This window comes from Actinoplanes sp. NPDC051537, assembly GCF_055586105.1.
The window spans coordinates 43,170-66,656 of record NZ_JBVJIU010000015.1; the positions used below are offsets into that span (position 1 = coordinate 43,170).

Consider the following 23,487-nt stretch of genomic DNA (forward strand, 5'->3'; position numbering starts at 1 on the left):
TGACGCTACTGCGCCGCCGGAATGCCGTTCTGGGGAGGCGTGGCCGCCGCCCCCGAGTATGCGGTGACGGCGCCGTCACCGTCATCGGTCTGGAACGGCGTCCCGAAGTACGTCGCCTTACCACCGGTCAGCTTGGTGAGCTGCTCACCCGCGTACCCCGAATGATCTTGCGCCGAGAATCGCAGCGGGACCAGTCCGGGACCGGTGAATCCACCCTTCTCGACCGCCGCGACCAGTTTGTCCCGGGTCAGATCCTTGCCCGCGTTCTGAAGCGCCTGCACGAACAGGTAGCCGACCGACATGCCGTACACGACGTTGTTGTCGAAGGTGGCGTTGTTGTTGAACTGGGAGTTGACCTTCTTGTAGAGCTGGATCCACGGGCTCGCGTCGTCGGTCGCCAGCGGCAGGTAGTTGGCCGCCACCACGCCCTCGAGCAGCGGAGCCGCCGCGCCCAGCGTCTTGGCCAGCGTGGTCGGGTCGGAGCCGACGTTGCTCACCACGAACTGCGGCTTGAAGCCGATCTTCGCGGCGGTGCCGATCGACAGCGCGGTGAAGCCGGGGATGCTGGCCAGCATGACGACGTCGCAGGCCGCCGCCTTGAGCGCGCCCATCTGCGGTCCGACGTTGGGGTTGCTGGTCACGTAGTTCTGCTTGGCCGTGACCGGTCCGAGGACCTTCTCGATGCCGGCCAGGCTGTCCCGCCCGAAGTCGTCGTCCTGACCGAGGAAGCAGACCTTCTTGCCGGGGTACGTCTGCTTCACGTACGTGGCCAGGATCTTGCCCTCGACCGTGTAGTCGGGGTTGAACCCGAACGTGCCCGAGTACTTGTCCGGCTGGTTCCAGCTGCGGCTGCCGCTGGCGACGAAGAGGTCGGGCACCCGGTTGGTCTTGAGGAAGTCCAGCACGCCGGTGTGCGTCGGGGTGCCGAGGCCGTTGAGGATCGCGAAGACCTTGTCCTGCAGCACGAGCTGGCGGACGACCTGCTGGGTGTTCGACGGGTTGTAACCGTCGTCCATGATCTTGTATGTGATCTTGCGGCCGTTCACGCCGCCGTTCGCGTTGACGTAGTCGAAGTAGGCCTTCGTGGCCGGGGCGATCGACGAATATCCGGCCGCGGCCGGGCCGGTGAGCGGCTGATGCGTGCCGACCAGGATCTCGGTGTCGGTCACGCCCGGGGTGTTGCTGCTGCTTCCACCACTGCTATTGCTGTTTCCGTTGCTGCAGCCTGCGGCCAGCAGCAGCGCGGCGAGGACGGTCGCGGTGCGTTTCATTGGCGGCCTTTCTGCTTTCTGCGCGGAATTCTTAGAGAGGCAAGCCCGCCGGGGGCGGCGAGCATGACGAGAACGAGGACGACGCCGAAGAAGGTGAGCGCGAGGTTGCCCTCGAGCTTCTGCGACCCCGCGTCCTCGGCGATCGACTGGGCGACCGAGGGCAGCGCCACCAGCAGCAGCGCGCCGATCAGCGCGCCCGACAGCCGGCCCAGGCCGCCGATCACGATGGCCATCACCAGGAACAGCGAGAGCGTGAGCGGGAAGGCGCCGGGGGAGACGCTTTGGGCGAGCACGGCGAAGAGGGCGCCGGCGAGACCGGCGCAGGCCGCGGAGACCACAAAGGCCATGACCTGGGTACGCGCGACGGAGATCCCGGCGAGCTTGGCGGCCGTCTCGTCATCCCGCACCGCACGCATGTCGCGGCCGAAACGACCCCGGATGAGGTACGCGAGGACCAGCACCGTGATCAGCGCGGCCGACCAGCAGATCCACGCCTGCCACTGCTCGACCGGGATCACGCCGGGCGGCGGGTCGAGCGGGACGCTCAGTCCCTGGTCGCTGTTGAACGTGCCGTCGAACGTGCTCGTGATGCTCGGGACGACCACCGCCACGCCCAGCGTCAGGCCGGCCAGGTAGGGGCCGCGGAGTCGCGCGGCGGCCAGGCCGATCACGGCCCCGACCACGGTGGTCACGACGACCGCCGCGATGATGCCGGGCACCAGCAGGTTGAACTTGTTCTGCCAGAGGGCGAGCGTGTACGCGCCGGTTGCCATCAGGGCGCCGTGGCCGAGGCTGAGCTGCCCGTTGAGTCCGGTCAGGACGGTCAGTCCCGCGGTCACGCAGAGGTAGGCCCCGATCGTCGCCAGCTGGTAGTTCCGAAACGGGGGCAGCGTGTAGGTCGCGGCGATGATCACGGCCGCGCCCGCTAGGACGACCAGTAACGGCGCCAGGTTGCTGGCTCGTGCTTTGCCCCGATTTATCGTTTTTATCGGCTTTTTGGCGACGATCGTCATGCGGTCCTCGCTTTCGCCTTGGAGAACAGCCCGTCCGGACGGCCCAGCAGCACGACCACGAGCAGGATCAGCACCGCCATGGGGGCGACCGTCGCGCCGAGGTAGCCGCTCACGTACGTGAGGAGCAGCCCCACCACGAGACCGCCGACCACCGCGCCGACCGGGCTGTCCAGGCCGCCCAGCACCGCGGCCGTGAACGCGGAGATGAACAGCAGGTCCATCGCGTTCGGATGCAGGCCGAGCTCGGTGGGCAGGACCAGCATCCCGGCCAGTGAGCCGACCGCGGCGGCGAGCGCCCAGCCGAGCGTCAGCATGCCGCCCACCGGCACACCGAGCAGGCGCGAGACGTCGGGCGCGAAAGCCGCGGCACGCATGCGCAGGCCGGTGGACGTACGGGTGAAGAGGAGCGTGAGGAGGACGACCACCGCGCCGACCGCCGCGAAGACGAACAGGTCGTAGCGCGACAGCAGCGCGACGCCGCCGATCTGGAACGCGTCGCGGCTGAACGGCGCCTCGGCCGGGCGGAACTCGTTGCCGTAGATCATGCCGAGCACGCCCTGGATGATCAGCACGAGGCCGAGCGCCACCACCACGCCGTTGAGCGGGGACGAATGGTCGACGAAGCGCATCACCACCCGCTCGACCACCGCGCCGAGCACGAGACCGCTCGCGATGGCGACCACGAACCCGAGCCAATAGGAGCCGGTCGCGTCGGTGACGGAATAGCCGACGTACGCGGTCGCCACCGCCATCGCGCCCTGCGCGAAGTTCACGATCCGCGCGGCCCGCCAGATCAGCACCAGGGCCAGCGCGAACGCCGCGTAGACGGCGCCGCGGCTGAGCCCGTCGAAGGTCAGGTACAGGAATCGGTCCATGTCAGAACCCCAGGTAGGCGTGCCGGAGATCGGCGTCGTCGGCGAGCGTGGCGGCGTCCTGCCGGGCGGCGATGCGACCGAGGTTGAGGACCACGCCCTCGTCGGCGATCGACAGCGCGCTGCGCACGTTCTGCTCGACCAGCAGGACGGCGAGGCCCGTACGATCGCGCAGGTCCCGCAGCAGCGCCATGATCTGCGCGGTGATCTTCGGAGCCAGCCCCAGCGACGGCTCGTCGAGCAGCAGCAGCCGCGGCTCGGCGACCAGGGCGCGCCCGATCGCGAGCATCTGCCGCTCGCCGCCGGAGAGCTGATGCCCGAGGTGGCTCTTCCGGTTCGCGATCGCCGGGAACAGGTCGTAGATCCCGTCGAGCGAGGGCTTCTTCTTCCGCCAGAGCCCGCCGAGCCGCAGGTTCTCGTCGACGGTCAGCTCGGTGACGACGCCGCGTCCCTCGGGCACGTGCGCGATGCCGTGCCGGACCATCCGCTCGACCTTCACTTCGCGCAGGTCGAGCCCATCGAAAACGATGCGGCCGGCGGCCGGCGACAACAATCCGGAGAGCGTACGCAGGAGCGTCGTCTTACCGGCCCCGTTGGCGCCCAGAACGGCGACGATGCGTCCCTCGCCCACATTGAGGCTGACGTCATGCAGCACGGGCGCCGCGCCGTAGCCCGCCGTGAGCCCTTCGACCTGCAGGAGTATGCTCATGCGGCGGCCCCCAGATAGGCCTCGGCCACCTTGGGATCGGTGCGAATCTCCCCCGGCGTGCCCAGCGCGATCGGCTTCCCGAAGTCGAGCACGAGAATCTCGTCGCACACCGACATGACAAGGTCCATGTGATGCTCGACGAGCAGCACGGTCGTCCCCGCCCCGCGAATGAGATCGGCCAGCCAGCTGATCTCCTCGGCGTCGAGCCCGCCGGCCGGCTCGTCCAGCATGAGAATCCGCGGCTCGCCGACCAGGGCCCGAGCCAACTCGACCCGCTTGCGCTTGGCGTACGGAAGCGTCCCCGGGTACGCCTCAGCGACGTCCGCAACCCCACACCGTTCCAGCGCCGCATAGGCCGCGTCGCGCTCGTTCTTCCCGTCCGAGGTCTTGCCGCGCCGCCCGACAAGAACGTTGTCGAGCACCGTCATCCCGCCGAACTGCCCAACTCCTTGCAGCGTCCGAGCAATGCCATGCTTGCTCAGCCGATGGGGCCGCGCCTTGAACGGCCGCCCGTCAAGCGTGATGGCCCCCGAGTGAGGCGCCACAAACCCACAGATCGCATTGAAGAGCGTCGTCTTCCCAGCCCCATTGGGCCCGATGATCCCCACCACCCGCCCCGGCGCCACCCGCAACGAGACATCGTCGAGAGCAAGCAGCCCGCCAAAGCGAACCGTTATGTGATGGAGAAAAAGCCCCTGGTCATCGCCTGTTGCCATAGTCACCTCACGGACCAGCCGGACGTCCTGAGTGGAGGGTGTGAAGGTCAACTTTTTACACTTGGAGTGTAACTTTCTGGGCCGCCGCGTCAACCGCTCGCTACCGCCTCGTTACCTCACCGAGCCTTAGTCGTCGATCGATGCCACCCAGGCGCCGCTCCGGAGCCTCTCCGGGGCCTCTCCGGGCCGCCCGCACCCACCACCGGCGCCGCCGATCCGCCCAGCCCAAGCCACCCCGGCCGGCGCTCGCGTCGCCCACTCAGCCCGCGTCGCCCACTCAGCCCGCGTCGCCCCGCAGGCGCCCGCGTTGCGCCGCCCAGCCCCGTGTCGCCTCGGTCAGCCAGCGCTCGGGCCGACCCGCGGGTGTCCGCGCCGGCCCACGCCCAGCCCGCGTCGCCCAGCCTGGGCCGGGCCCCGCGTTGCCCAGCCTGCGCCGCCCCGCGATGCCCAGCCTGCGCCGCCCCGCGATGCCCAGCCTGCGCCGCCCCGCGTCGCGCAGCCCGCGTCGCCCCCGCATCGCGCGCGTCGGCCCCACAGGCGCCCCGCGTCGCCCGGTCAGCCCGCGCTCGGGCCGCCCCACAGGTGCCCGCGCGCCCGCGCCGGCCCGCGCCCAGCCCGCCGCCCGCATCGAGCTGCCCAGCCCGCGCCGCCCGCGCCGCCCCGGTCAGCTCGCGCCCGCTCCGATCAGCCCACGTCACTCCAGCGCCGTGCCGCTCTCACGCCTGCCCAATCCGGCGCCGGCCGCATCCAGCGCTCCGTTTCCGCCCGCGCACCAATTCGCCCGCGCTCCCTTTCGCCGCCGCCCGCGACGAAGGCGATCCCTCCACGCCCAAGCGGCCGCCGCCCAAGCGCCCTCTCCGCACCGATCCACCGGCCACCCACCGAACCAGGCGGCGCCAGTGCCGAGACCCCTCCTCTCAGGCGACGTTGATCGGGCGGAACTGCACGCTGATCCGCGGCCCCACCGGTTTGGCGGTCTTCAAAATCGCGTGCTCCCACGTTCGCTGGCAGGAGCCGCCCATGACGATCAGGTCGCCGTGGCCCAGCGGGAAGCGCAACGTGTCGTGGTTGCCCGCTCGCGGGCGCAGCGACAGGTAACGCGGCGAGCCCAGCGACAGGATCGCGACCATCGTGTCGTGGCGCGCCGACCGGCCGATCGTGTCGCCGTGCCAGGCGACGCTGTCGCGGCCGTCTCGATAGAGGCACATGCCGGCCGTGACGAACTCCTCGCCCAACTCGTCGGCGTAGTGCGCGGACAGCGACCGCCGGGCCTCGGTCAGCGCCGGATGCGGGAGTTGCTCGTCGCCGCCGTACCACCGCAGGAGGCGCGGGACGGCGACGACGTTGTCGTACATCTGCCGGCGGTCGGCCCGCCAGTCGATGCCGAGCATCGTCTCGAAGACCTCGTCGGAGCCCTGCAGCCACCCGGGCAACACATCGACCCAGGCGCCGGCGGTCAGCCGATGGCGGGTGATGCCCGCGAGCGGCTCGAGCGTGGGGGCGGGAGCGGCCCCGCCCATGAGATCGAGCATCGATGGCTGGTAAGTGCTGGTCACCAGGCCATGTTAGTACAGATGTGCGACGGCTGGGGCCGGCGTCGGCGGCCTGTGGATATCGGTGGCAAGGCGGCCGTTCCCGGCGCCTTCGTGGAAGACTCGGCCGTGGTGGATGGCCCCGGACAAGGGAGCAATCGATGCAGCACGCCCGCCTCGGCAGCACCGGCCTGAGGGTCAGCCGGCTGGCTCTCGGTTGCATGAGCTACGGCGACCCGACCACACCCGACGCCCACCCCTGGGCAATGACCGAGGACCAGGCCGGCCCGTTCTTCCGCCAGGCCGTCGAGCTCGGCGTCAATTTCTGGGACACCGCGAACGTCTACCAGAGAGGTACCTCGGAGGAGATCGTCGGTCGCGCCATCACCCGGTACTCCCGCCGCGAGGACATCGTGCTCGCGACCAAGGTCCGCGGAAAGATGCACGACGGCCCCGGCGGATCCGGGCTGTCGCGCAAGGCCATCCTGGAGCAGATCGACGCCTCGCTGACCCGGCTCGGGACCGACTACGTCGACCTCTATCAGATCCATCGCTTCGACGACGACACCCCGGTCGAGGAGACCATGGAGGCCCTGCACGACATCATCAGGGCCGGCAAGGTTCGCTATATCGGTGCATCGTCGATGTACGCGTGGCAGTTCGCGAAGCTGCAGCATGCCGCCGACCTCGGTGGCTGGACGCGATTCGTGTCCATGCAAAACCAGTACAACCTGCTGCGGCGGCATGACGAGCGCGAGCTGATGGCGATGTGCGGCGACATGGGCGTGGGTCTCGTCCCGTACTCGCCGAACGGCAAAGGTCGCCTCGCTCGGCCGGCCGGCGAACAAAGCACCCGGTCGAGCACCGACAAGGTCGTCCAGGCCTTCGACTCACCCCACGACGAGCCCGTCATCAACGCCGTCGAGAACCTCGCCCGGACGCGCGGCGTCAGCATGGCCCAGATTGCGCTGGCGTGGGTGCTGCGTAACCCCCTCGTGTCGGCGCCCATCGTCGGGGCGACCAAGCCGCACCACCTCACCGAAGCGGTCGCCACGCTCGACATCCACCTCACCGACGATGAAGCCGCCGGCCTCGAGAGGTCGTACGTCGAGTACGGCCCGTCCTGGTATTGACCGGCCGATCAGTTCCTACTCGGGCCTTCCCTGTGCCACGCACGGCAAGCCTCCTGCCTGCGGAAATGGCCGTTCAGCAGATCGTCAGCGAACGCCCGAGGTGAGTTTCGTGCTAACGCCGGTGCACATCGGACTAGGCCGCGCCCACCGGCGGGCGCATGATCAGGCAAGTTCACCGGTGCGAAACAAGCCGGTGACATTCGGCGATCAACGCCCGTAATCCTCACTCGATCGCACCAGCGAACCGACGCATCCCGCCCGATGCGGAGGTCCGATTAGGAGGCTGGCAAGTGAATCGTTTCAACACGCAATCCCGACGCCGGCTCGGCGCCGCACTGGGCGCCTCCGTGGCGCTCGGCACGCTGCTGGCCACCGGCCCCGGCGTGCCCGCGGCCGGCACCGACCGCGGCGGCAGCAGCAGCTACCCGGCCGGCTGCCCGTGGATGGACACTCGCAAGAGCGCCGACCAGCGCGCCAAGCTGCTCCTCCAGGCGAGCACCCTCGGCCAGAAGCTCCGCTGGCTCGACGAGCAAGCCGCGAACTCACCCGCCCAGACCACGTTCAACGGCGTCACCTACCCCGTCCAGGTCGCCTGCACCCCGACCGTGGTCTACGCCGACGGCCCGGACTACGTGCGCGGACCGGCCGGGGTGACGGTCTTCCCGGCCCAACTCGCGCTCGCCGGCACGTGGAACGACGACCTCGCGTACACCAAGGGCAAGACCCAGGCCGACGAGGCGTTCAAGGCCGGCAAGAACGTCCTGCTGGCGCCCGGCATCTCGAGCTCACGCACCCCGCTGGCCGGCCGCACCCCCGAATACCTCGGCGAAGACTCCCTGCTCAGTGGCAACCTCGCGGCCGCGGCGATCGACGGCATGCAGCGCGGCAACCCGGGCCAGCCGGTCATGACCGTCGTCAAGCACTACGTCGCCAACGAGCAGGAACTCGACCGCCAGACCAGCTCGTCCAACATCGACGGACGCACCCTGCGCGAGGTCTACGACCTGCCCTTCGCGATCGCCATCAGCAAGGCCTCGCCGGGCGGCATCATGTGTTCTTACAACCAAATCAATGGTGCGTACGCGTGTGAGAGTCCCGTTCTCAACAACCTGCTCAAGGGCGACGGCGGTTTTGACGGCTACGTCACCTCCGATTTCGGGGCCGTGCACTCGACCGCGCAGTCGCTCAACAACGGCCTCGACCAGGAGCTGAACCGGCCCCGCTTCTACACGCCGGCGAACATCGAGGCGGCGCTCGACGCGGGCCAGGTCTCGATGACGCAGATCGACACCGCCGCATTCCGGGTCGCACGCGCCTATATCAAGGCCGGGCTCTTCGACCACCCGCTGCCGGCCACGCCGTCGACGACCACCTCTACTCCCGAGCACAAGGCCGTCGCGCAGGCCGTCGCCGAGCAGGGTTCGGTGCTGCTCAAGAACGAGGGCTCGGTGCTGCCGCTGACCGCTCACGCCAAGACGATCGCGGTGATCGGCCAGACCGCCTCGAACACGCCGACCAACGGCGTCAGCGCCGGCACGATCTGCGCCGAGGGCCGGGACAACTCGGCCGCCTGCCCGAACCCGGTCGCGCCGCTCGACGCGATCACGGCCCGGGCCGCCACGGCCGGCCAGACTGTCACCTACAACAACGGGGCCGACCCGGCCGCCGCCGCCGCGGCCGCGCAGGGTGCGGATGTCGCGGTCGTCTTCGGTTACGCGAAGCAGGGCGAGTTCGCCGACCGTACGACGCTGGCCCTGGACGGCAACGGCGACGCCTTGATCTCCGCGGTCGCCGCCGCCAACCCGAACACGGTCGTGGTCCTCGAGACCGGCACGGCGACGACAATGCCGTGGCTCGCCGGCGTCAAGGGCGTCGTCGAGGCCTGGTATCCCGGTGACCAGCAGGGCACCGCGCTGGCCCGTCTCCTCTACGGCGACGTGGACTTCACCGGCCGGCTGCCGATGACCTTCCCGAAATCGCTGACCGACATCCCCACCAACACCCCCGCGCAGTACCCCGGCACGTTCGCCGACGGCTCGACCACGCGGCCCGCCGGCAGCACGGCGATCCGTCAGGTCAGCTACAGCGAGGGCCTCAAGGTCGGCTACAAGTGGTACGACTCGCAGAACATCGAGCCGCTCTACCCCTTCGGCTACGGCCTCTCGTACACCACGTTCGCCTACCAGAACCTGCGGGTCACGCCGCACCTGAAGGGCTCGCGCGGCACGGTGACGGTGACCTTCGACGTGCGCAACACCGGCAGCCGGGCCGGAACCGCGACCCCGCAGATGTACCTCACGCTGCCCTCGGCCACCGGCGAACCGGGCAAGCGACTCGTCGGATACGACCAGGTCAAGCTCAAGCCCGGCCAGAGCACCCGAGTGCAGCTGACGATCGACGCGTCGACGCCGAACCACCCGCTCGGCTTCTGGAACACCGCCGAGCACAAGTGGGACACGGCCGCCGGCGCCTACGCGGTGCAGGTCGGTGCCAGCTCCCGTGAGCTGCCGCTGACCGGCTCCTTCAGCATCTCCTGAGCGATCGGCGAACCGCCGCCCGGCCGGGCTCGTCTCGGCCGGGCGGTTGCCGTTCATCACGGCAACTTGGCCGGGGCTCGTCTCGGCCGAGCGGTTGCTGGTCATTGCCGCGACTCCGAGACGAGGGCCGGCTCCTCCCCGGCGGCGGGCGCTTCCGGCTTCGGTTTGGGACGCAGCACGACCGTGGCCACGATCGCCGCGGCGATGCCGCCGAAGACGCCGACCAGTGACGTGGTGGACACGGCGTCCACAAAGGAGTCTTTCGCCACCTGGGCCAAGGCCGCGTCGCCCGTCTGCGCGGCGATCCGCAGAGCGTCGCCGATCGAGTCGCGAGCCTGAGCCACGACATCGGTGGGCATCGCCGAGCGATACGCGGCCGTGAGCACGCTGCCCAGCACCGCGACGCTGAGGGCCGTGCCCACCTGCTGCACGGTGTCGTTCACCGCCGAGCCGACGCCGACCCGCTCGGGCGGCAGGGCGGCGAGCAGCGTGCCATATGCCGCCGGCCCGGCTGTGCCACTGCCGGCCCCGATCACGACCAAGGCGGCGGCCAGCTTCAGATAGCCGTCGCCCGGGTTGATGGAGGCGAGGATGGCGAACCCGCCACCCATCAACAGCATGCCGGCAGCGAGCGCGAACCGGGTGCCGAGGCGCTTGTCGACGATCACCCCGATGCCGTTGAACGCCATCACCGTGACGATCATCGGAATGAACGCCAGGCCGGCCCGGATCGGCGGATAGCCCAGCACGAACTGGATGTATTGCGTCAGGGCGAGGATCACGCCCCCGGCCGAGAACGACAGCAGGACGATCGAGAAGCTCGCGCCGGCGAAATTGCGGTCGCGGAACAGCGCTATCGGCAGCATCGGCTCGGCCACGCTGCGCTCCCACAGGGCGAACGCGGTGATCCCGACCGCCGCGACGACGAAGCCACCGATGGTCTGCGGCGACCCCCAGCCGTCCCGGGCGGTCGAGATGACGGCCCACACCAGGGCGGTCAGGCCCACAAAGGACAGCAGGGCGCCGAGCGGATCGGGCCGGGTGGCCGCGCCGCGCGACTCCGGAATGATCAAGAGCGCCGCGATCACGGCGATCGCGGCCACCGGAACGTTCACCAGGAAGACCGAGCCCCACCAGAAATGCTGAAGCAGCAGGCCGCCGATCACCGGGCTGCCGAGGGCGCCGAGTGCCAGCACCGAGCTCCAGATGGCGATCGCCTTCTTGCGCTCCTGATCGTCGAAGACCGTGGTGAGGATCGACAGGGTGCCCGGCATCAGGAACGCGCCACCGATGCCCATCAGTCCGCGCGCGGCGATCAGCTGCTCGGGCGTCTGGCAGATCGTGGCCAGCCCCGAGGCGCTCCCGAACACGATCAGCCCGATGATCAGGCCCCGGCGTCGCCCGTACCGGTCAGAAAGACTGCCGGCCGTGAGCAGCAGGCCGGCAAAGACCAGGATGTAGGAATCGATGATCCATTGGATCTCGGACGGGCTCGCGTCGAGGTCGCGGATCAGCGACGGGATCGCGATGTTGAGCACCATGTTGTCGATGACGACCACGAGCAGGCTCAGGCAGAGCACGCCGAGAATCAACCAGCGACGCGGGTTGCGGTCGGGCATGACGGGCCTCTCTCGTACGGTGTGCGATTGACTCGAACACCGTACCATCGAAGTCGCACGCTGTTCGACCCCTTATAAGATGGAGGCATGCCTTCGAAGCCGGATTTCGTCCACTCGGTCTGGACCCGGCCGCCCCGCGCCCGCGGTGGCCAGCCCACGCTCAGCCGCGAGCAGATCGTCCGCGTCGCGATCGAGCTGCTCGACGCCGAGGGCACGACCGGGCTGAGCATGCGCCGGCTCGGCACCCGGCTCGACGCCGGCGCCACCTCTCTCTACTGGCACGTGGCGAACAAGGACGAGTTGCTGGAGCTGGCCATCGACGAGGTGCTCGGCGAGGTCTACGTCCCCGAGCCCGGCGACGCGCCATGGCGCATCAGTCTGTCGGTGCTGTCCAACGGCATGCGCGGGACGTTGCTGCGCCATCCCTGGGCGATCGCCCTGCTCGGCACCAAACCCACCCTCGGTCCCAACGCGATGCGCATGGGCGAGCGCATGATCGCCCTGCTCATGGAGGCCGGATTCAGCGGGTACGCCTTGTCGCACGTCGGCGGCTTGCTGAACGGGCACGCGATCGGCTCGGCCACCACCCAGGCCGCCGCCGTCGCCGCGCTCGAGCAGGCCAACGTGCCGATCGCGGAGTACTACAAGGGGCTCGATCCCTACCTCGACCAGCTCGCGCCCGACCATCCGCACTTCGCCGAGTGGCGCCAGGCCAACCCGATCGACCTGGTCGACCCGCACCAGATCTGGGACGAGGGCTTCGCCTTCGGGCTCGAGCGCATCCTCGACGGCCTCGAGCACTGGCTCGCGGCCGGAAAACCGGCGGCGCGGGGCGAAAATCGGGCTTGACTCTCCCCCTGGGGGAGGGGTTTAGCTTTCCCCGCATGACGCAGACGCTCGCGGGAGACTTCGACTACGACACCCACGGTCAGGGCTATGCACGGCGCCGTCGCCCCGACCCGCGGATCGCCACGCTGATCCACTCGGCGCTCGGCGACGCCCGCACGGTGCTGAATGTCGGCGCCGGTGCGGGCTCCTACGAACCCGACGACCGATACGTGCTGGCGGTCGAGCCGTCGGCGGCCATGCGGGCGCAACGGCCGCCGGGCGCGGCGCCGGCCGTGAACGCGACCGCGGAACGGCTGCCGTTCGACGACGACGCCTTCGACGCGGTGATGGCGACCGTGACCGTGCACCAATGGCGCGGCACGGCCCGTGGATTGGCCGAGCTGCGCCGGGTGGCACGCGGCCCGGTCGTGGTGCTGACCTTCGACGGAGAGGAACTGGAGAGACTGTGGCTCGCGGCGTACGTGCCGGAACTGGTCGCGGCCGAGCGGCGGCGTTACCCGGCGGTGCCGGAGATCGCGGCGGCAATCGGGCGGACCGCCGAGGTGATCGAGGTGCCGATCCCGATCGACTGCGTGGACGGCTTCACCGAGGCCTTCTACGCGCGGCCGGAGGCGTTCCTCGACCCACGGGTGCGCGCGGCCCAGTCGGCGTGGGGCTTCGTGTCGCCCGAGGCGACAAACCGGGCCGTCGAAAACTTGCGGTCCGACCTGGCGTCCGGTGAGTGGCAGAGGAGGTACGGGTATCTGCGTGACCAGCCCGAGTTCCTCGGCTCGCTGCGCCTGCTGATCGGCCGCCCGTGACGACACCGCCCCGCGCGACCGACTGTGCGGCGCTGAAACTGCGGCGCTGACGGGGGCGACGCTGGGCGGGGGTGGCGCTGGGCAGGGGCTGCGCTGGGCAGGGGCGGCGCTGGGCAGGGCGGCGCTGGGCAGGGGCGGCGCTGGGCAGGGGCGCTGGGCGGGGATGGCTTGCCGGGCGGCCGCGTGAGGGGCGGAACAGCGTTGACCCGTACCCCCGGGTGCGGGTTTAGGGTCGCCGCATGCGGGTGGGTGAGTTGGCGCGCCGCACCGGGACCACGGTGCGGGCGCTTCGGTATTACGAGGCGGCCGGGCTCGTCGTGCCGCGTCGGCTCGGCAACGGGTATCGGGAGTATGAGCCGATCGCGGTGCGGCTTGTGCAGCAGATTCGGGAGCTGACCGCGCTCGGGCTCAGCGTGGAGGAGACGCGGCCGTTCGTGGAGAGCCTCGCCGACGGACGGGACGCCGATGTGTGCGCGGCCGCGGTCGCCACCTACCGCAGCGCGATCGACGGGCTCCACGAACGGATCGGCAAGCTCTCCGCCCAGCGGGACGGTCTGCGCGAGCGGCTCGACGTGGCCGCCGGCCGAGTGCGGCCGCCGGCGCCGGGGCGGGGCAGCGCCGATCCGAGTGGGCTGATCGGTTCGCTAGTGCCGAGCCTGAGCTTCTACGCGACCGACGGGCGCCCGATCGATCTGGCCGGGCTCGGGCCGGGGCGCAGCATCGTGTTCGTCTACCCGTTGACCGGGCGGCCGGGCGTCGACCTGCCCGACAGCCTCCTGGAGATCCCGGGCGCGCGCGGCTCGACCGAGCAGGCGTCCTGGTTTCGCGACCACCACGCCGAGCTGCTCGCGGCCGGCGCCGCCCGGGTGTTCGGGCTGTCCGCGCAGTCCAGCGGCTACCAGCGCGAGCTCGTCCACCGGCTGCGGCTGCCCTACCCGCTGCTGCCCGACCCCCGCATGACGCTCGCGACCACGCTCGGCCTGCCCACGTTCGGCGCGGGTGACATGGTTCTCTATCGGCGCCTCACGCTGGTGATCCGGGACGACCTGATCGAGCATGTCTTTCATCCGATCGCCGCCCCCGCGATGCACGCGCTGGAGGTCCTGAGTTGGCTGAGCAAGCATCGACGGAGCTGACGATTCGCGACGCGGGTGACTCCGACGCCGCCGCTTGCGTCGCGATCTACCGGCCGTTCGTGCTGGACACCGCCGTCAGCTTCGAGCTGAGCCCGCCGACCGAGACGGAGATGGCGGCCCGCATCCGCGAGGCGTCCGGACGGCACGCCTGGCTGGTGGCCGAGATCGACGGCGAGGTGGCCGGGTATGCCTACGCCCGCCCGTTCGCGGCCCGCGAGGCGTACCGATGGTCATGTGAGACAAGCATTTATCTCTCCGCGGCACGCCGCCGCTCGGGTCTGGGCCGAGCCCTCTACGAAGCGCTCCTGGCCCGCCTGACCGAGCGCGGCTTCCGGGTGGCCGTGGCCAAGATGACGCTGCCCAACCCGGCGAGCGAAGGCCTGCACGCGGCGCTCGGGTTCCGCCCGGTCGGCGTGCATCCGCGCATCGGCTACAAGAACGGCGCCTGGCACGACATCGCCATCGCCCAGAAGGAGCTCACCACCGAAGCCGGCGACCCACCGGCCGAGCCCCGCTGAGCGAGGGCGCCGGCGAGAAGAGGGTCGCGCTGAGAGAAGGGTCGCGCTGAGAGAAGGGTCGCGCTGAGAGAAGGGTCGCGCTGAGAGAAGGGTCGCGCTGAGAGAAGGGTCGCGCTGAGAGAAGGGGCGCGCTGAGAGAAGGGGCGCGCTGAGAGAAGGGTCGCGCTGAGAAAGAACGGACCCGCTGAGAAAGCGGGCGGCAGAGCAAAACGGGCCCGCCGAGAAAGACGGGCCCGCCGAGAAACAACGGGCCGGCCCCCGAAGGAGCCGGCCCGGCGAACTAATGCTCGGCGTCGGGGTTTTCCTTCGACGGCGGGTTGTAGGTGAGCTGATCCGTCGGCATCGGGAACTCCTGGTCGTCCCCGAACGGGGACGGCCCGCCCTGATGCGGGAGCGCCAGCTCGGCGACGTCCATCTTGCCGTCGTCGCGGACCGAGGGGGCCTCGCTCGGGCGGGCGCTCGTGAACGGGGTGCCCGCCGTGTGGACCTCGGGCCCGGCCGTGACGCCGGCGGGAACCCGGGGCGCACGCGCGGCCGGGGCCGGCTCGTTCTCCAGCTGGTCGCGCCGGAAGATCTTGCGGCCGAGCCAGACCAGCGGGTCGTAGCGGCGGTCGACCACGCGCTCCTTCATCGGGATGATCGCGTTGTCAGTGATCTTGATGTGCTCGGGGCAGACCTCGGTGCAGCACTTGGTGATGTTGCAGTAGCCGAGGCCCTGGTGCGCCTGCGCGTAGTCCTTGCGGTCGGTGCGCGCGTCGAGCGGGTGCATGTCGAGCTCGGCGGCCCGGATGAAGAACCGCGGCCCGGAGAAGGCCGTCTTGTTCTCCTCGTGGTCGCGCACCACGTGGCAGGTGTTCTGGCAGAGGTAGCACTCGATGCACTTGCGGAACTCCTGCGAGCGCTCGACGTCGACCTGCTGCATCCGGTACTGCCCCGGGGCGACGCCCTCCGGCGGTGCGAACGCGGGCGTCTCGCGTGCCTTCTCGTAGTTGAAGGAGACGTCGGTGACCAGGTCGCGGATGACCGGGAAGGTCCGCAGCGGCGTGATCGTGATGGTCTCGTCCTCCTCGAAGGTGGACATCCGCGTCATGCAGCCCAGCTTGGGCATGCCGTTGATCTCCATCGAGCAGGACCCGCACTTGCCGGCCTTGCAGTTCCACCGGCAGGCCAGGTCGGGCGTCTGCGTCGCCTGCAGCCGGTGGATGATGTCGAGCACGACCTCGCCGTCGTTGACCTCGACGTCGTAGTCCTGGATGTCGCCGCCGGACGAGTCGCCGCGCCAGACGCGGAAGTGGCGCTTGGTGCCCATTACTTCGCCTCCGTCTTGCTCGCGCCGGCCAGCGCGTCGAAGTCGGTCATTTCGTCATCGGTGAGGTACTTCGACAGCTCGGTGCGATCGAACAGCGTGATCAGCTCTTCGCGCATCTTCGGCAGCGGCTTGCGCTCGAGGTGCACGTCGCCGTCGGCGTCGACCGAGCAGACCAGGTTGACCTTGCGCCAGTCGGCGCTCATCCCCGGGAAGTCCTCGCGGGTGTGGCCGCCGCGCGACTCCTCCCGCTCGAGCGCGGCCTTCGCCGTGCACTCCGAGACGACCAGCATGTTGCGCAGATCGAGCGCGAGGTGCCAGCCCGGGTTGTACTGCCGGCCGCCGGTCGCGCCGACGTTCGCCACCCGCAGCTTGAGGTCTTGCAGCCGCTTCAGCGCGTCACTCAGCTCACCGGCCCGCCGGATGATGCCGACCAGGTCACCCATCACGGCCTGAAGATCTTGCTGCAGCGTGTACGGGTTTTCGCCGCTCTGCCGCTGCAACGGCGCCAAAGCCACGTCGACTGCCGACTCCACGTCCGACGTGTTGACCTTGGGTCGCTTGGTGAGCGCGTCGATGTACGACGAGGCGTGCTCGCCCGCCCGCTTGCCGAAGACCAGCAGGTCGGAGAGCGAGTTGCCGCCGAGCCGGTTGGAGCCGTGCATGCCGCCGGACACCTCACCGGCCGCGAACAGGCCCTCGACCTTGCCGAGCGCCGCCGCCGAATCGGGCTCGACCTCGACCCCGCCCATCACGTAGTGACAGGTCGGTCCGACCTCCATCGGCTCCTTGGTGATGTCGACGTCGGCCAGCTCCTTGAACTGGTGGTGCATCGACGGGAGTCGCTTGATGATCGTCTCGGCCGGCATGCGGGTGGAGACATCCAGGAAGACGCCGCCGGCCGGGGTGCCCCGGCCCGCCTTGACCTCGCTGTTGATCGCCCGGGCCACCTCGTCGCGGGGCAGGAGCTCCGGCGGGCGGCGGTTGTTGTCGGGGTCGGTGTACCAGCGGTCGGCCTCCTCCTCGGTGTCCGCGTACTGCTTGCGGAACACGTCGGGGACGTAGTCGAACATGAACCGCTTGCCGTCGGAGTTGCGCAGCACGCCGCCGTCGCCGCGGACCGACTCGGTGACCAGGATGCCCTTGACGCTGGGCGGCCAGACCATGCCGGTCGGGTGGAACTGGAGGAACTCCATGTTGATCAGCGTCGCGCCGGCGCGGAGGGCCAGCGCGTGGCCGTCGCCGGTGTACTCCCACGAGTTCGAGGTGACCTTGTAGCTGCGGCCGACGCCGCCGGTCGCCAGGACCACCGCCGGGGCCTCGAGCAGGAGGAACTCGCCGGTCTCGCGGTAGTAGCCGAACGCGCCCGCGACCCGGTTGCCGTCGAGCATCAGCTCGGTGATCGTGGTCTCGGCGAAGACCCGGATCTTCGAGTCGTAGCTGCCGGTCTCGGCGAAGTCTTCCTGCTGCAGGGACACGATCTTCTGCTGGAGGGTGCGGATCAGCTCGAGGCCGGTGCGGTCGCCGACGTGGGCGAGGCGCGGGTACTCGTGGCCGCCGAAGTTCCGCTGCGAGATCTTGCCGTCCTTCGTGCGGTCGAAGAGCGCGCCGTACGTCTCGAGTTCCCAGATGCGCTCGGGCGCCTCCTTGGCGTGCAGCTCGGCCATCCGGAAGTTGTTGAGGAACTTGCCGCCCCGCATGGTGTCGCGGAAGTGCACCATCCAGTTGTCGCGCGAGTTCACATTGCCCATCGCGGCGGCCGCGCCGCCCTCGGCCATGACCGTGTGGGCCTTGCCGAACAGGGACTTCGAGATGATCGCGGTGCGTTTGCCGGCCAGCCGGGCCTCGATCGCCGCGCGCAGTCCGGCGCCGCCGGCGCCGATCACGACAACGTCGTAGTGGTGCCGTTCGATTCGGGTGGTCATCGTCGTCGCTCCCTCTCAGCCGATGAACCGCAGGTCGTTGAACCAGTGCGCGGAGACGGCCATGACATAGAAGTCGGTGAGCGCGAGCGTGCCGAGCGTGATCCAGGCCAGCATCATGTGCCGCGTGTTGAGCTTGGACACGAAGGTCCAGAACCGGTACCGCAGCGGATGCTTGGAGAAGTGCTTGAGCCGGCCGCCGGCGATGTGGCGGCAAGAGTGGCAGGACAACGTGTACGCCCAGAGCATCACCACGTTGCCGACCAGGATGATGTTGCCGAGGCCGAACCCGAACCCGTCCGGGCTCTGGAACGCGCGAATGGCATCCCATGTATTGATCAGCGAGATGATCCCGGCCGCGAAGAACGCGTACCGATGAATGTTCTGGAAGATCAGCGGGAAGCGCGTCTCTCCGGTGTATTTCTGGTGGGCGTCGGGCACCGCGCAGGCCGGCGGGGAAAGCCAGAACGCGCGGTAGTACGCCTTGCGGTAGTAGTAGCACGTGAGCCGGAACAACAGGAGGAACGGCAGCGTGAAGGCGGCCTCCGGGATGAACCAGGCACTCGGCAACGGCGTGCCGAACTCGGCCGAGCCCTCCACGCACCGGTCGGTCAGACACGGCGAGTAGAACGGCGTGAGGTAGTGGTAATCCGAGACGTAATACCACTTGTGCATGAAGACGCGGACGGTCGCGTAGAGGACCCATGCCGCAAGACCTACGAAGGTGACAAGTGGGGGAAACCACCATCGGTCGGTACGCAACGTTTTCGCCGCAATCGCCGCGCGAGTGCGCCCGGCGCCCGGCCTCGTTGCCGTCGTCGTCATTCGATCTCCTGACGTGCCTGTCCTGTGACCCGGCTGTTAACGGGCCGGGGAGCCCTTCAGCCGCCATACGTCCGTGATGTGTGGCACACGTTACGCCGGGGGTCAGACACTTTGCGGCTCAGGGATGATGTCTACGTCACAAAATCGAGCCCTACTCACATCGGCCCGCCTTGTGAGCGGTAGTTGATCTTGGCGGGTGGCCGGTTTCGATCAGAGTTCCGGCGCCGCCAACCGGCGGATCGACCCGGCGCAGGACGCCGGGGACCACTGGCCGAGCTCATCGGCCACGGCCTGGCCGTCGTCGGTCTCGGGAGCGACGAAGAACGCGGGCGTACGGGATTTGGCCTGCCGATCGAGAGCGTCGGCATAGACGGTCCGGGCGTCGAGCAGTTGCCGCCAGGCGTCCTCGTCCCGCTGGTCGTCCAGCTGGTCGACGTAGATCCGGACGGCGGCGTTCTCGTCCCGGATCGCCGTCGCCCGCCCGGCGGGTGTGGCGGTCGAGCCCGGCGGGATGAGAGTGTTCAGCCGCCGCTCCAGGTCGAGGCAGTTGGTGTCGCGCGCCTGCCGCGAGTCGCCGGCGGCCGAGGCCCGGTCCCGCACCCCGTCGATGGTGTTGACGATCGAGAGAGCCCCCGCACAGAGCGCGGCCACCACGATCGCCGCCGCCACGGAGATGCCGGCCACGAACCACCGCCGCCGACGCTGCCGCTCGTCGCCGCCGCCGCCCGCGGGCCCAAGGCTGAACATCCGCCGCCGCCCGCTGCCCTTGCCGCCTCCGCTGCCCGCTCGGCCGCCGCCCGCTGTGCTGCTCGCCCAGCCGCCACCCGCCCGGCCGCCACCCGCCCGGCCGCCGCCCGCCCGGCCGCCGCCCGCCCTGCCGCTGCCCGCTTTGCTGCTGCTGCCCGCCCCGCCGCCCGCCGTGCTGCCGTCCGCTGTGCCGCTGCCCGCCCCGCCGCCCGCTGTGCTGCCGCCCGCTGTGCTGCCGCTGGCCGCCCTGCCGCCCACTGTGTTGCTGCTGCCCGCCCCGCCGTCCGCTGTGCTGCCGCCCCCACCCCTCGTGACGGATAAATCGGATTTGTCCGGCGAGTCGGCGTCGTCGAACGCACGGGAGTCGCCGGACGCGGGCACGCCGGCAGCCAGGTCGGAGTCGCCGGGCGAGCTGTTACCCGCGAGGGCGGAGCCGCCGGCGGGGTCGGAGTCGTCGGAAAAGGTTCCGCCGGTCGCCCACCTGGCCGGGCCGCCTCGGTCGGGCGCGCTCGACGTGTCCGCCGGCGGGCCGGTCACCGGGTCGTCGGCGCTGTCGCGGCCGCCCCGGCCGAGGGGGAGACGGCTGGTCGGGACGTCGTCGTCATCCGGATCGCGCGGCGTGTCGCTCACCGGCCCAGTGAAACACGCCGGTCAATGTGCGCCACGCCGCGCGAGATGGGCGGGCAGGGCGTCAGCCGGAGGCGTTGCCGGTCAGGTTCCACGAGGCCAGGTGCAATGCGGGCGCCGCGTAACGGACGCCGGCCCAGCTGTCGGGGAGCAGGACCGACTCGCTGCCGATGCCGTGGACCATGCCGATGCCCAGGGCCTGCGGGTAGGACTGGGTGAATCGCATGTTGCTCACCGCCGCCGTCACCTCGCCGTTCTCGACCAACCAGACGCCGTTTCGGGTCAGGCCGGTGATGACCAGGCTTTTCGGGTCGAGGACCCTCGTGTACCAGAGGTCGGTGATCAGCAGGCCGCGTTCCATGCGGGCGACCAGGGGGCGTGCCGACTCGGCGATCGGACTGGCCGGGTCGGCGGGCGGCAGGGGCGGCTCGGTGGCGGCGGCCGCGGCCTCGAGGCGCAGGTGGGTGGGGACCGGGCCCCAGGTGCGGGACAGCTCCCACGCGTGGCCGGTGGGGTCGGCGCCGGCCTCGGCGGCCGTCCGGCGGTCGTGGGCCACGGCCTTGGTCACGCCGTCGCGGACCAGCACCAGCGTCTCGCGTGGCGTGCCCTCGCCGTCGAAGGGCAGGTCGGGGGCGGGCTCGCCGCGGCTGCCGAGCGGGTCGTCCACGATGGTCACCGACGGGTCGAACTGCTCGGCGCCCAGCTCGGCGAAGGACTGGCGCTGCGCGTACGTCTTGCCGTTGAAGCCGAACATCATGAAGTTGCCCAGCAGGTCGGCGACCGCCTCGGGCTCGAGCACCACCTCGTAGCGGCCGGGCGGCAGCTCGATCGGGCGATCCCCGGCCCGCGCCTTGGCCGCGGCCCGCGCGCCGAGCCGGGCGCCGTCGATGCCGGCGAGGCGGCCGCCGGCCAGCCGGGCCACGCCGTCGGCGCCGTTGTGCCGGGCGATGCCGTCCATCGCCGCCTCGGCCGCGCGGCCCTCGACCGCCTGGCCGGCGCTGTTGGCGAACGCCGCCGCCTGGTAGATCGTGCGGCAGTAACCGGCCGTCTCGAGGCCGCCGGCCGCGCGCACGAAGTCGCGAACCCGCTCGGCGCGCTCGGCCGGGGTGGCGCGGGCGGTCGCCTCGTCGAAGCCGAAGTCGAGGCCCGAGCGGTCGCCCGAGCCGTGATAGCCCGCCGACTGGTGCAGCGGCATCGGCGGGGTGAGGCCGGGCCAGGACGCGTCGGCCGGGCTGAGCCGCGCCGCGTCGACGGTGCGGTCGACCAGGGCGCGCAGCCCGTCGGCGTCGGTGACCGTGGTGGAGCCCGCGGCCGTACGCCCATCGAGGTGCATCCGCAGCCGGACCGTGGTGGTCGCGTCGGCCACGTTCTGGTGGATGGCCGAGTTGGCGAACCGGGTCAGCGCCTCGGCCCGGTGCTGCACGTTGACCTCGGCCTGCGCGGACGCTCCCACGGCCGAGCGCACCAGCTCGATCACGCGAGCGGCCAGCTCGAGCTCGGCCCCGGTCCGGGCGTTTTCGGCGCTCATCCGCGCACCCCCACTCGTACGTCGGTGAAGCGAGCCGGCGCCGCCGGATGGCCGGTGTGACCCACCTGGCCGGGCTGCCCCTTGCCGCAGTTGGGTGTGCCCCAGGCGATGGTCTCCGAGGACAGCATGTCCATCGACTGCCAGAACCGGGGGCCGATGCCGGTGTAGGTCGGGTTGCGCAGGAGCCGGCCGCGCTTCCCGTTCTTGATCTCGTAGCCGATCTCGCAGCCGAACTGGAAGTTGAGCCGGCGGTCGTCGATCGACCAGGAGCGGTTGGTCTCCATGTAGACGCCGTCGTCGGTGGCCGCGATGATCTCGTCGAGCGTGTGCGGGCCGGGCTCGAGACCCACGTTGGTCATGCGGACCATCGGCAGCCGCGCCCAGCCGTCGGAGCGGACGCTGCCGGCGTAGTCGAGGCCGGCGACGGCGGCCGAGTCGCGCCCGGCCAGCACGCCCACCCAGATGCCGTCGCGAACCGCGTCGCGCTTGGTGGCCGGGGTGCCCTCGTCGTCGTAGCCGAAGCTGCCGAGCGCGCCCGGGATGCCGGGGTCGATGGTGATGTTCATGAGCTCGGAGCCGTAGCGCAGCGAGCCGAGCTTGGCCAGGTCGAGCCAGCTGGTGCCGGCGAACGCGGCCTCCCAGCCGAGGATGCGGTCGAGCTCGATGGCGTGCCCCACCGACTCGTGGATCTGCAGGGCGAGCTGCTCGCCGCCGAGGATCAGGGTGGTCTCGCCGGCCGGGCACAGCGGCGCGGTGACCAGGGCGCGCGCCTCCTCGGCCATGCGCGGCGCGTTGCCGATCAGGTCGAGCTCGTCGACCAGCTCCCAGCCGCGGGTGCCGTGCTGCCCGCGGTTGGACGGCCAGGACCGGCGCTGCACCTCGCCGTCGCCGATCACGCTGGCGTTGACGCCCGCGCCGCACTCGCGGATGTGCTGGTCGATGCGGTGGCCCTCGCTGGAGACGAACCACTTGCGGGTGTCCCAGATCTGGTAGAGGGCCTCGGCGATGTCGGCCCCCGCCTCCTTGGCCGCGGTGGTCGCGCGGACCAGTAGGTCGCCCTTGGTGGAGAGCGGAACGCCGATCGGGTCGACCACGCAGTCGCTGGCCCAGCTCGCCGAACCGGCGCCGGCCGGCACCAGCTCGATCGGTGGCACCAGCTCGATGGGTGGACCGGGCACGATGGCGCTGGCCGCGGCGATCTGCGCGGCCCGGCGCCCGGCGGCGCGAGCGGCGGCCACGGAGAGGTCGGGCACGGCGTAGAAACCCCAACTCGAACCGACCAGAGCCCGTACGCCGAGGCCGGCGCTCTCGTCGGAGCTCAGATCCTCGACATCCCCGTCGCGCGCGGTCATCGACTCGGTGCGGCGCACCATGATGCGTGCGTCCGCATAACGCGCCCCGGCGTCGAGAGCGGCCTGGACCGCGGCCGACGCCTCATCGAAGTGGCTCATGCACCGACCCTAGGTGACCGGTACGACAAAACTCAGGCCCGCGACCGCAACTCCGCCGGGTCGATGACCGCCGCGATCGGCTCGGTCAGCCGGAGGACGTCGCCCGTCTCCCGGGCCGTCTCTTCCAAGTACTTGTCGCTGTCCAGGTGGTAGAGGCGCAGGGCGCTCAACTTGGTATCGACGACGAGATACCAAGGGATGCCGGCCTCCGCGTAGTAGTGCATCTTCAGCACCTTGTCGGTGGTGGCGTCGGACGGGAGGTGATCTCACAGACGAGGCGAACGTCCGAGGCGTCGATCACCAACTCCTCCAGGTTGATGTCCGTCGCGATGACGAGGTCCGGGATGGGGATTCGACTCGGACCGACTCGGAGGTT

19 protein-coding genes and 1 pseudogene are annotated in these 23,487 nt (G+C 70.3%); 6 read left to right on the plus strand and 14 right to left on the minus strand.

The features are described from left to right. Window positions 1–5 precede the first annotated feature (5 nt). From ACZ6TB_RS32755 to ACZ6TB_RS32780, 6 genes are all read right to left on the minus strand, one after another. On the minus strand, window positions 6–1,271 hold the full coding sequence (locus ACZ6TB_RS32755) for an ABC transporter substrate-binding protein (protein ID WP_465560942.1): 1,266 nt from the start codon (window positions 1,269–1,271) through the stop codon (window positions 6–8). Further along, on the minus strand, window positions 1,268–2,284 hold the full coding sequence (locus ACZ6TB_RS32760; protein ID WP_465560945.1) for a branched-chain amino acid ABC transporter permease: 1,017 nt from the start codon (window positions 2,282–2,284) through the stop codon (window positions 1,268–1,270). Before ACZ6TB_RS32760 ends, ACZ6TB_RS32755 begins: the two co-directional genes overlap by 4 nt. Next, the gene (locus ACZ6TB_RS32765) at window positions 2,281–3,159 is read right to left on the minus strand and encodes a branched-chain amino acid ABC transporter permease (protein ID WP_465560947.1); all 879 of its coding nucleotides are present in this window, start codon (window positions 3,157–3,159) and stop codon (window positions 2,281–2,283) included. Before ACZ6TB_RS32765 ends, ACZ6TB_RS32760 begins: the two co-directional genes overlap by 4 nt. Window position 3,160: 1 nt before the next feature. Next, window positions 3,161–3,865 (minus strand): ABC transporter ATP-binding protein, encoded by a 705-nt coding sequence (locus ACZ6TB_RS32770; protein ID WP_465560949.1) that lies wholly within the window; start codon window positions 3,863–3,865, stop codon window positions 3,161–3,163. Continuing rightward, complete coding sequence (locus ACZ6TB_RS32775) at window positions 3,862–4,581, minus strand: ABC transporter ATP-binding protein (protein ID WP_465561493.1); 720 nt, start codon at window positions 4,579–4,581, stop codon at window positions 3,862–3,864. Before ACZ6TB_RS32775 ends, ACZ6TB_RS32770 begins: the two co-directional genes overlap by 4 nt. A 917-nt stretch (window positions 4,582–5,498) precedes the next feature. Then, on the minus strand, window positions 5,499–6,137 hold the full coding sequence (locus tag ACZ6TB_RS32780; RefSeq protein ID WP_465560952.1) for an alpha-ketoglutarate-dependent dioxygenase AlkB: 639 nt from the start codon (window positions 6,135–6,137) through the stop codon (window positions 5,499–5,501). Between the two features lie 137 nt (window positions 6,138–6,274). Here ACZ6TB_RS32780 and ACZ6TB_RS32785 point away from each other — a divergent pair, with 137 nt between their 5' ends. Both ACZ6TB_RS32785 and ACZ6TB_RS32790 read left to right on the plus strand, forming a co-directional pair. Then, window positions 6,275–7,246 (plus strand): aldo/keto reductase, encoded by a 972-nt coding sequence (locus tag ACZ6TB_RS32785; protein WP_465560955.1) that lies wholly within the window; start codon window positions 6,275–6,277, stop codon window positions 7,244–7,246. A 290-nt stretch (window positions 7,247–7,536) separates the two neighbouring features. Then, complete coding sequence (locus ACZ6TB_RS32790) at window positions 7,537–9,783, plus strand: glycoside hydrolase family 3 protein (RefSeq protein ID WP_465560957.1); 2,247 nt, start codon at window positions 7,537–7,539, stop codon at window positions 9,781–9,783. 101 nt (window positions 9,784–9,884) lie between these two features. Here ACZ6TB_RS32790 and ACZ6TB_RS32795 read toward each other — a convergent pair whose 3' ends face one another. After that, on the minus strand, window positions 9,885–11,402 hold the full coding sequence (locus ACZ6TB_RS32795; RefSeq protein ID WP_465560959.1) for an MFS transporter: 1,518 nt from the start codon (window positions 11,400–11,402) through the stop codon (window positions 9,885–9,887). Between the two features lie 87 nt (window positions 11,403–11,489). Between ACZ6TB_RS32795 and ACZ6TB_RS32800 the strand changes: the two genes are divergently transcribed. From ACZ6TB_RS32800 to ACZ6TB_RS32815, 4 genes are all read left to right on the plus strand, one after another. Further along, complete coding sequence (locus ACZ6TB_RS32800) at window positions 11,490–12,251, plus strand: TetR/AcrR family transcriptional regulator C-terminal domain-containing protein (RefSeq protein ID WP_465560961.1); 762 nt, start codon at window positions 11,490–11,492, stop codon at window positions 12,249–12,251. Between the two features lie 35 nt (window positions 12,252–12,286). After that, a complete protein-coding gene (locus tag ACZ6TB_RS32805) occupies window positions 12,287–13,051 on the plus strand; it encodes a class I SAM-dependent methyltransferase (RefSeq protein ID WP_465560963.1) in 765 nt (254 codons plus the stop codon). Between the two features lie 239 nt (window positions 13,052–13,290). Then, window positions 13,291–14,187: a MerR family transcriptional regulator gene (locus ACZ6TB_RS32810; protein WP_465560966.1), complete on the plus strand. Its 897-nt coding sequence runs from the start codon at window positions 13,291–13,293 to the stop codon at window positions 14,185–14,187. Beyond that, on the plus strand, window positions 14,160–14,705 hold the full coding sequence (locus ACZ6TB_RS32815) for a GNAT family N-acetyltransferase (RefSeq protein ID WP_465560968.1): 546 nt from the start codon (window positions 14,160–14,162) through the stop codon (window positions 14,703–14,705). Before ACZ6TB_RS32810 ends, ACZ6TB_RS32815 begins: the two co-directional genes overlap by 28 nt. A gap of 280 nt (window positions 14,706–14,985) precedes the next feature. On the opposite strand, the gene ACZ6TB_RS32820 is transcribed toward ACZ6TB_RS32815, so the two are convergent. The 7 genes and pseudogenes from ACZ6TB_RS32820 to ACZ6TB_RS32850 form a co-directional block, all read right to left on the minus strand. Further along, window positions 14,986–16,014 carry a succinate dehydrogenase/fumarate reductase iron-sulfur subunit gene (locus tag ACZ6TB_RS32820; RefSeq protein ID WP_465560971.1) on the minus strand — a complete coding sequence of 343 codons (1,029 nt, stop codon included), beginning with the start codon at window positions 16,012–16,014 and terminating at the stop codon, window positions 14,986–14,988. Beyond that, complete coding sequence (locus ACZ6TB_RS32825; protein ID WP_465560973.1) at window positions 16,014–17,936, minus strand: fumarate reductase/succinate dehydrogenase flavoprotein subunit; 1,923 nt, start codon at window positions 17,934–17,936, stop codon at window positions 16,014–16,016. The genes ACZ6TB_RS32820 and ACZ6TB_RS32825 overlap by 1 nt, the downstream gene beginning before the upstream one ends. Before the next feature lie 15 nt (window positions 17,937–17,951). Next, a complete protein-coding gene (locus ACZ6TB_RS32830) occupies window positions 17,952–18,758 on the minus strand; it encodes a hypothetical protein (protein WP_465560975.1) in 807 nt (268 codons plus the stop codon). A gap of 210 nt (window positions 18,759–18,968) precedes the next feature. Continuing rightward, window positions 18,969–20,135, minus strand: a complete 1,167-nt coding sequence (locus tag ACZ6TB_RS32835) for a hypothetical protein (protein WP_465560978.1) — start codon at window positions 20,133–20,135, stop codon at window positions 18,969–18,971. A gap of 61 nt (window positions 20,136–20,196) precedes the next feature. Further along, a complete protein-coding gene (locus ACZ6TB_RS32840) occupies window positions 20,197–21,660 on the minus strand; it encodes a TldD/PmbA family protein (protein WP_465560981.1) in 1,464 nt (487 codons plus the stop codon). Further along, the gene (locus ACZ6TB_RS32845) at window positions 21,657–23,111 is read right to left on the minus strand and encodes a TldD/PmbA family protein (protein WP_465560983.1); all 1,455 of its coding nucleotides are present in this window, start codon (window positions 23,109–23,111) and stop codon (window positions 21,657–21,659) included. The genes ACZ6TB_RS32840 and ACZ6TB_RS32845 overlap by 4 nt, the downstream gene beginning before the upstream one ends. Window positions 23,112–23,143: 32 nt before the next feature. Further along, window positions 23,144–23,356: pseudogene (locus ACZ6TB_RS32850) on the minus strand (Uma2 family endonuclease); the annotation flags it as partial. Window positions 23,357–23,487 lie beyond the last annotated feature (131 nt).

Coding starts and splice junctions, on each gene's coding strand:
- ACZ6TB_RS32820 (WP_465560971.1), bottom strand. CDS start 16,014: ATGGGCACCAAGCGCCACTTCCGCGTCTGGCGCGGCGACTCGTCCGGC.
- ACZ6TB_RS32755 (WP_465560942.1), bottom strand. CDS start 1,271: ATGAAACGCACCGCGACCGTCCTCGCCGCGCTGCTGCTGGCCGCAGGC.
- ACZ6TB_RS32840 (WP_465560981.1), bottom strand. CDS start 21,660: ATGAGCGCCGAAAACGCCCGGACCGGGGCCGAGCTCGAGCTGGCCGCT.
- ACZ6TB_RS32770 (WP_465560949.1), bottom strand. CDS start 3,865: ATGAGCATACTCCTGCAGGTCGAAGGGCTCACGGCGGGCTACGGCGCG.
- ACZ6TB_RS32795 (WP_465560959.1), bottom strand. CDS start 11,402: ATGCCCGACCGCAACCCGCGTCGCTGGTTGATTCTCGGCGTGCTCTGC.
- ACZ6TB_RS32760 (WP_465560945.1), bottom strand. CDS start 2,284: ATGACGATCGTCGCCAAAAAGCCGATAAAAACGATAAATCGGGGCAAA.
- ACZ6TB_RS32845 (WP_465560983.1), bottom strand. CDS start 23,111: ATGAGCCACTTCGATGAGGCGTCGGCCGCGGTCCAGGCCGCTCTCGAC.
- ACZ6TB_RS32800 (WP_465560961.1), top strand. CDS start 11,490: ATGCCTTCGAAGCCGGATTTCGTCCACTCGGTCTGGACCCGGCCGCCC.
- ACZ6TB_RS32805 (WP_465560963.1), top strand. CDS start 12,287: ATGACGCAGACGCTCGCGGGAGACTTCGACTACGACACCCACGGTCAG.
- ACZ6TB_RS32810 (WP_465560966.1), top strand. CDS start 13,291: ATGCGGGTGGGTGAGTTGGCGCGCCGCACCGGGACCACGGTGCGGGCG.
- ACZ6TB_RS32825 (WP_465560973.1), bottom strand. CDS start 17,936: ATGACCACCCGAATCGAACGGCACCACTACGACGTTGTCGTGATCGGC.
- ACZ6TB_RS32830 (WP_465560975.1), bottom strand. CDS start 18,758: ATGACGACGACGGCAACGAGGCCGGGCGCCGGGCGCACTCGCGCGGCG.
- ACZ6TB_RS32785 (WP_465560955.1), top strand. CDS start 6,275: ATGCAGCACGCCCGCCTCGGCAGCACCGGCCTGAGGGTCAGCCGGCTG.
- ACZ6TB_RS32775 (WP_465561493.1), bottom strand. CDS start 4,581: ATGGCAACAGGCGATGACCAGGGGCTTTTTCTCCATCACATAACGGTT.
- ACZ6TB_RS32765 (WP_465560947.1), bottom strand. CDS start 3,159: ATGGACCGATTCCTGTACCTGACCTTCGACGGGCTCAGCCGCGGCGCC.